The organism is Candidatus Neomarinimicrobiota bacterium, assembly GCA_041862535.1.
Lineage (GTDB): Bacteria > Fidelibacterota > Marinisomatia > SCGC-AAA003-L08 > TS1B11.
In genome coordinates, this window is the sequence record JBGVTM010000265.1 from 1 (window position 1) to 7,238 (window position 7,238).

The 7,238-nt window shown below is 51.1% G+C and carries 6 protein-coding genes; 2 read left to right on the top strand and 4 right to left on the bottom strand.

What is annotated here, in order from left to right; genetic code table 11:
• From ACETWG_09785 to ACETWG_09795, 3 genes are all read right to left on the bottom strand, one after another.
• On the bottom strand, positions 1 to 606 hold a 606-nt coding region (locus ACETWG_09785), incomplete at its 3' end, for an HD domain-containing protein (GenBank protein ID MFB0516873.1).
• Positions 607 to 822: 216 nt separating this feature from the next.
• Positions 823 to 3,168: a YCF48-related protein gene (locus ACETWG_09790; protein ID MFB0516874.1), complete on the bottom strand. Its 2,346-nt coding sequence runs from the start codon at positions 3,166 to 3,168 to the stop codon at positions 823 to 825.
• A 255-nt stretch (positions 3,169 to 3,423) separates the two neighbouring features.
• Positions 3,424 to 4,125: a hypothetical protein gene (locus ACETWG_09795; GenBank protein MFB0516875.1), complete on the bottom strand. Its 702-nt coding sequence runs from the start codon at positions 4,123 to 4,125 to the stop codon at positions 3,424 to 3,426.
• Between the two features lie 437 nt (positions 4,126 to 4,562).
• On the opposite strand from ACETWG_09795, the gene ACETWG_09800 reads away from it, so the two are divergent.
• On the top strand, positions 4,563 to 5,360 hold the full coding sequence (locus tag ACETWG_09800) for a formylglycine-generating enzyme family protein (protein ID MFB0516876.1): 798 nt from the start codon (positions 4,563 to 4,565) through the stop codon (positions 5,358 to 5,360).
• Positions 5,361 to 5,395: 35 nt separating this feature from the next.
• Here the strand turns inward: ACETWG_09800 and ACETWG_09805 are convergent, their stop codons facing one another.
• Complete coding sequence (locus ACETWG_09805) at positions 5,396 to 6,346, bottom strand: phosphoribosylaminoimidazolesuccinocarboxamide synthase (protein MFB0516877.1); 951 nt, start codon at positions 6,344 to 6,346, stop codon at positions 5,396 to 5,398.
• Positions 6,347 to 6,651: 305 nt separating this feature from the next.
• Between ACETWG_09805 and ACETWG_09810 the strand changes: the two genes are divergently transcribed.
• Positions 6,652 to 6,930 carry a bacteriophage holin gene (locus ACETWG_09810; protein ID MFB0516878.1) on the top strand — a complete coding sequence of 93 codons (279 nt, stop codon included), beginning with the start codon at positions 6,652 to 6,654 and terminating at the stop codon, positions 6,928 to 6,930.
• Positions 6,931 to 7,238 lie beyond the last annotated feature (308 nt).

A 7,238-nucleotide genomic window follows, 5' to 3' on the forward strand; every position in this document is an offset into this window, starting at 1 on the left:
AGTGGGAAGTTCCACCGTCCCGCGCAGTCCCAGCTCCTCATCAATCTCTTTCATAGCATCGATGACGAACTGGATGTGCTCGTCCCGATCCACCCCCAGCTCGATAATGCCCTGCTCAATGTCGTCCCGGTCCACTGAGGCGGCGAAGCTGGGCTGCTTGAGCTTCTTCTTGACCGACTTGGGTGTGACCTCGTGGATGGAGCGGGAGGGGCGCACGAAGGTAACGGCGAAGAGGAAGCCGGAGAGCTCGTCGCAGGCGAAGAGGGTCCTGGCGAGTAGGGTTTCCCGGGGGACGCCGGTATAGTTGGCGTGGCCCATGATGGCGGTAATGACCTCCTCGGTGTAGCCGCGCTCGCGGAGAATCTCCGCGCCCCGATAAGGGTGATCCTCCATGGTGGGATATTTCTCGTAATCGAAGTCGTGCAGCAGGCCTACGATGCCGTAGAGGTCTTCGTCCTCGCCCCATTTGCGGGCATAGGCGCGCATGACCTGTTCCACAGCGCGGGCATGATTGCGCAGGGATTCCGACTTGGTATACTCGCAGAGCAGGTTCCAGGCATCGTCGCGGGAGGGGAGGGGCTTGTCCTGACCTTGTCGAATGGACATGGGGACTCCTTTTCAGTTGTTGAATGGAATTTAGGCACATCGGGGGGACAGGGGAAGGGGGCAGGGATCGGCCGGTAGCAATCAGCGCTCAGCGGAGATCGCCACGCTACGCTCGTGATGACGGGAGCGATGGAGGTGGAGTCAGGATTCCGCCATAAACGAGGTCGTACTTCGACAAGCTCAGTACGACAATAGCTGCTATCCAGCAACGAGTACCTATTTCATCAACACCATCTTTATTGACTTGGTATACTCTGTGGTCACCAGGCGGCTGATGTAGATGCCGGACGGTACCTCGCGGCCCAATTTATCCTTACCATTCCAGACAACCTGACTATAGCCACCGGGAACCATTCCATCCACTAAGCGAACGACTTCTTCACCTAAGATATTATAGATAATCAGAGCCACTTGAACATCTTCTGGCAAGTCGTATGTGACGGTTGTTATTGGATTAAACGGGTTTGGATAGTTCTGGTAGAGAACGAACGCTGCCGGTGTCATGAGAAGTTCCGGTTGTATACCACTTATTACTCGGTCATACTTGAGCAGGGTGTTGTCCTCTCCGAAAATGTATCCGATCCTCTTATTTTCGACAAAGACAATGCTCCCCAGGTCAGCATGAGTCATTGTTTCAACCCTTGTCCAGGTTGAGCCACTATCTTCAGTCAGCCAGGCAAATCCGTACTCTCCGACAGCCCAGCCGGTGCTGGCATCGAAGAAAAATATGTCGTTAAGCCATGGGCTTGGCGGATAGTGATAGTTCCAATTCTCACCTCCATCATGTGTGATTAAGATTGCACCACCGGGAAATGGATGGATAGATCCTACAGCGCACCCATGGTTCTGATCACTGAAATAGACTCCCTGCAACACCGCACCTGCATCAGGAACTTGCACCTGCCAGGTTTCGCCGCCATTCTTAGTGTTTAAGATGACGCCAGCATCCAATGCATCACAGCTGGCGCCAACAGCCCACCCATTTTGATCGTCAACGAAGTGCATATCGATTATACCGAAGCGCAGCGCTGGTTCAACTTCTTGTACCTGCCAGGTTCGGCCGCCATCGGTTGTCCGATAGAGGATATCCCCACCGCCTATGCCTACTGCAGAATCAAAAAAGGTCACCTTATAAAGAGGAGGAGTTATGATTTCCTCCCAGGATTCACCACCGTCGACCGTTCGTAAAACCAACCGATTTACCCCTGTCTCACCTACTACCCAACCATGCACGGTATCCACAAACTCAATGCTATGGAACGTGGCACCACTGCCTTCATTTTGAATTTCCCAATTCAGACCACCATTTTCAGTTTTCCAAATCCGTCCCGGACAGAATTCGGCAAACCACCCATGCTGCCTATCGATCATAATACCTTGGGACATATCATGGCTCACATCCCGAGTCTGCTGAATTACCCACGTTTGGCCACCATTAGCGGTATGAATTATTGTTCCGCGGTCACCAACTGCCCAGCCTGTGGTCTCATCTATAAACACAACGTCATTGAGGTAATTTTCCGTGTTGGAGGCCTGCTGCTCCCAGGTCTGGCCGCCGTCACCGGTATGCTTAATCAGTCCTCCAACATATCCTTCCCGGGCCGCAATCCATGTGTCCTGTGCTGAAGCAGCATGAATGGCTACGCCTTCGGGACCTGCAACTTGCCAGGTTAGACCGCCGTCGGTTGTGCGGAGGGTCCCACTAGTATCCAGAGATGTGCCTACGATCCAGCCGTTCTGTTGATCGACGAAATCAACATCCCGCAAGGCCCAATCCATGCCACTGGTTTGTAGCAGCCAATCCTGCCCGCCATTTGAAGTATGGAGAATAGTTCCCTGACAACCGATAATCCAGCCGTTGGAGGAATCAACGAAGTCTACAGCGGTAAAATGAGCCGAACTACCCACAGGTGTCGATTGCGCCTGCCAATTCTGTCCCTTGTCACTCGTGCAGAGCACTAATCCTTCCGTACCTACGAGCCAACCGACGGAATGGTTAATGAACACAATATCCAAAGGTGATGCTTCAGTAGGAATATCTGTACCAGACCATGTCAGACCTCCGTCTTTCGTGTGCAGTAGTGTGCCCTCCGCTCCCAACGCCTTCCCGTTCAATGCATCAGCAAAGTCAATATCAATGAGATGAGCGTCAGACGTGTGATTCTGTTGCACTTCCCAAGACGCACCCCCATTGCTAGTACAGAGAATGATCCCCCATTCTCCAACAGCCCAACCATGGTTTGTATCAACAAAGTCAACAGCAAGAAGGCCATTACCGGGCGGTTGACTGAAGGGATTGAGATTAGTCCATTCCTGGGAATAGCCTATCGTATTGAGAAACGTAGTGAAGAGAAGAATAGCTGGAAAAAGCAATGACCTAGCATTGCCAAAAGGTAGTGTCAGAGATTTACAGTAGGAGGGATTTACGTTTGGATCATTCTTTCTCGCCGGTGTCACCAATTCGAACCAGGGAAATCTACAGAATAAAGGAAGCTCAATAATGGAACGTATAGTAATGAATGCCCCCTTAATTGTATTATTGATCTTTGGAAAAACAATCACTGAGCATCTCAACGCAACTTCACCAGGAAGGGACGCCGCGAATACACGATACTAAAAAATACCGGCAATGTCAAGAATTATATTTCAGACAAGCTGTCCTTTCTTGCCAATAATCACGCTCAGCCACCCAGGTGGGTGACAGGCCCCGCCTATGGCGGGACTATCCGTAATGCTATTTAAATAGTAGTAACCTTCGACAAGGCATCGGCGTGAACGTTCGGCTGAGCTCACGACGAAGATTCAAAATTTCAATATTCACCTTCTAAATAAGACAAAATCTAAATGAACTCTTAGCATAAAATCTCTCAGATCAAACTCAGGCGCATAGTCATAACTTTCAGGCTTGCCATTGACAAACCAATTACGATGTGGTTTAGAAATCATTCCTCCGGCATCAATACCGATAAGCAAATCAAGGGGTAGGGGCCAATTTTTATCTTGAATCAGGGGCCAGTCATAGGCCAATCCATAAAGGAAGGCAATATTGTATATCAAATAATCGTTTTTATCACGGAAGAAAATATTAATGCTCTTTACGCCAAATCTTAAATCCGTTTTTATCAGTAAGGATTCCAAACCGATACCGAGGTATGGGAATAAGATATTTTTTCTAGCAGTAAACAGGGGCACTCCAATTTTTACAGCATTGCTCAAACGATAAGATAATACCTTTGATTCTTCATGTAGCTCCTGCCTATCGTAGCTTAATAGGATAGATGTATTAATAACCACCCTGTCATATATCATCGTTCCCATTATTCCTAATAAGTTCTTAACTCTTATTTCTTTGATCCCGGAACGATAAAGTTGATAATTAATAGGGTCATAGTTAACTATTTCCGAACCGTCAGATAATACTCCCATGATCAGGAACGTCGGTGAATCCTTTTCCGCTGAAAAGAGACTTGCCAGAGGCCAAATTACCAGTGCAACTGTTATTAAGGTCCTTGCTAACATCAGGCTAAATCCTTAATTAACATATTACTGTTAAATCCCCTTAAAATAAGAGATTATAATAAAGATCTTTGCTTACGCGACTTATGTCATGCTAATAAAGAAAAACTCCAATGTCAAGCGTTATTATGCAGAAGGGTCTGTCCTTTCCTGCCGTTAATCACACTCAGCCACCCAAGCGGGTGACAGGCCCCGCTTAAGGCCCCGCTTCCAGCGGGATTATGAGCGGGACCAGCAGGCGAGCAATGTAGATGCCGGTGGGCAGCTCGAGGCCGCAATCCTTTAAGTGGAGCTATACCACCCAGGCTCGCAGCAGCAGCTCTATATCATCCTCTGAGCCCGCGGCCAAAAACGCCAATATGATCGGCCGCCATCAAATGCTTAATATTGCCAGTAACATGGAATTGTCACCGAAAATAAAGCATCCAGGAGATAAAAATATGCTGCCTATAAATATAATTCACAGTGCTTTAGCATTAGCACCTGTGGTGTTGGTCGCCCTTTCATGGCAGACAACATACCCTAATTCCCAACCGCAGGAAAGCAACCAGAAGCCCCCTGACATGATATTAGTGCCGGGTGGAAAGTTCATGATGGGGGCCGCCGGGAACGGCGATCACAGCCCTGTACACCAGGTCTCCATCGACTCCTTTTACATGGATAAGTGCGAGGTCACCAACGCCCAGTACCTTGCGTTCTGTGAAGCGACCAACAGGAAACTGCCCGAATTCTGGGGGATGGAAGCCTTTCATAGCGGGCCAGAGTTCCCAGACCACCCGGTCGTAGGGATCAGCTGGAGCGATGCGGCGGCCTACGCGAAGTGGGCCGGGAAAAGACTCCCTACCGAGGCCGAATGGGAGTATGCCGCCAGGGGCGGCCTGGTCGGTAAGGACTACCCCGGCGGCGATAAGCTGGATTCCACCCTGGCCAACTTCACAATGCAGGGAGTCACCAGCGGAACAGCCCCGGTGGGCAGTTATCCCGCCAACGGTTATGGGCTGCACGATATGGCTGGAAACGTCGTTGAGTGGGTCGCTGATAACTATGATAAGGACTATTATAAAATGAGTCCAAAGAAAAATCCGGCCGGCCCTGAAAAGGGGAAATTCCGCGTGATCCGGGGCGGCGGGTGGCACTCCGGTCCATCCTGCTGCCGGGTCTATTTCCGCAATTGCCTGCCGGGCAACTGGCTCGATTTCAATGTGGGCTTCCGGTGTGCTAAGGACTTACAACGGTAGGTAAACTAATCTCCAGGCAGGTACCGGAATCGCCTTTAGAAGTAGGCCGCCAGGTTGTTCCGGATGCGTTGCTGAATCGACTGTCCCCCCTCGGGAAATGGAAACGCCTCGCCAGTGATCATTTCATAGAGCAAGATATACCGCCGCGACAACTCGATCCTGAGCTCGTCCGGGGCGGGCGGCAGGGTGGCATCGTGGTAGGGATCGCAGTGCTCCACAAACCATAGCCGCAGGAACTCCTTATCGATATTATCCGGTTCCTCGCCTTCGGCGAAACGCTCCTGATAGCCTTCGGCGATCCAGTAGCGGCTGGAATCGGGGGTATGGATTTCGTCGATGAGCAGGAGATTTCCTTCGGCGTCTTTGCCGAACTCGTACTTGGTATCCACCAGGATCAAACCGTGCTGCCGGGCCGTCCGCTGCCCGAAAGAGAACAGCTCCAGGGCAGCCGCCCTCGTGGCTTCCCAATCCGCTTTTGACAGCCACCCCTCCGAGATGATCTCGTCGGGGCTGATCGGCCGGTCATGCTCCTCGGATTTCGTGGTGGGGGTCAGGATGGGCCGCTCCAGGCGCTCATTTTTCCGCAAGCCGTCCGGCAGGGGATTCCCGCAATAATTGCGGATTCCACGCTGGTAGTGGGTCCAGAGGGAAGTGCTGGTGGTTCCGGTGATATAGCCGCGAACGACAAACTCGATGGGAAACACCCGGCATTTGCTGGCAACGGTGATATTGGGATCGGGGACCTGGATAACGTGGTTGTGGATTATGGCCTTTGTTTGCTGAAACCACCAGGCGCTGGTGAGGTTGAGGGCCTGTCCTTTAAAAGGGATCGCCGCCAGAATGCGGTCGAAAGCACTCTGGCGGTCGGTGGTGACGAGGATAAGCCGGTCTCCCAGGTCATAGGTGTCCCGCACTTTACCCGCTATCCTGGTCCCGATCCCCAGGTCAGTCTCTGTCAGGCAGTTGTCCAGTTCCCCGCGGATCATACCGGTGTAGTCGACACCCTCCTGGCGGAAGGGATATGCAAGCGGACTAATGTTGGCACTCATCATGGCTAAAGGGATGAAATGGGATGCGCGTATTTTCTGTCTTCAAAACTACCTGGAGCATTATTCAAAACTACGCGATCCTTGCTATGATTCCAAGACCCTCGCTGCGCCTTTGCCTGCCGATTGACCAAATTCCTGTAAGCCATCGCTACCTATCTCATTCGGTATCCCGCTCTATCTGATTTGATATTCATCTCCAGATCACGTAGCTTTATATTATTAATATTAAAAAGGAGGGTGCAATGAAACTGAGCGTTAAAGCCCTGGGTCTGGCGGCAGGGATCGTTTGGGCTCTGGCGATTTTTCTCCTCACCTACTGGTTTTTATTATTCGGATATGAGGGGGAAATGCTGTCACGGCTATCAAATATTTACCTGGGCTACTCGGTGACCTGGTATGGGGGCTTTATTGGACTGGTCTGGGGTTTTGTGGATGGATTCATTGGGGGAGCCCTGCTAGCCTGTCTTTATAACAAGTTCGTGCCGAAGCAGCCCGCGACAAAAGAGGCACCAGCCGCCTGATACGCATGGCATAAGGCCAACATTCAATCTGCCCGATTGATCCCGGATATCTCTGGCGACGGGAGACGAAAGGGAAGCAAATCCTCACTCCCGTCCACCATTGAGCTTATAAAATGCCCCGGGGATTGGATTAGCCGTTCTATCAGCTCAGGACGGATCGGATAGCGGACAGGGCCAATTGAAGCGCACCTGCTGCAGGGCAGGAGAGAACCTGGTCCGGACCCAATTCCGCACTTAAGGCCTACCATTTTTAATTGCTGCGGAGGATGATACTCCCGGATAAATTGTTCCGTGAGGGAGCGCCGGAA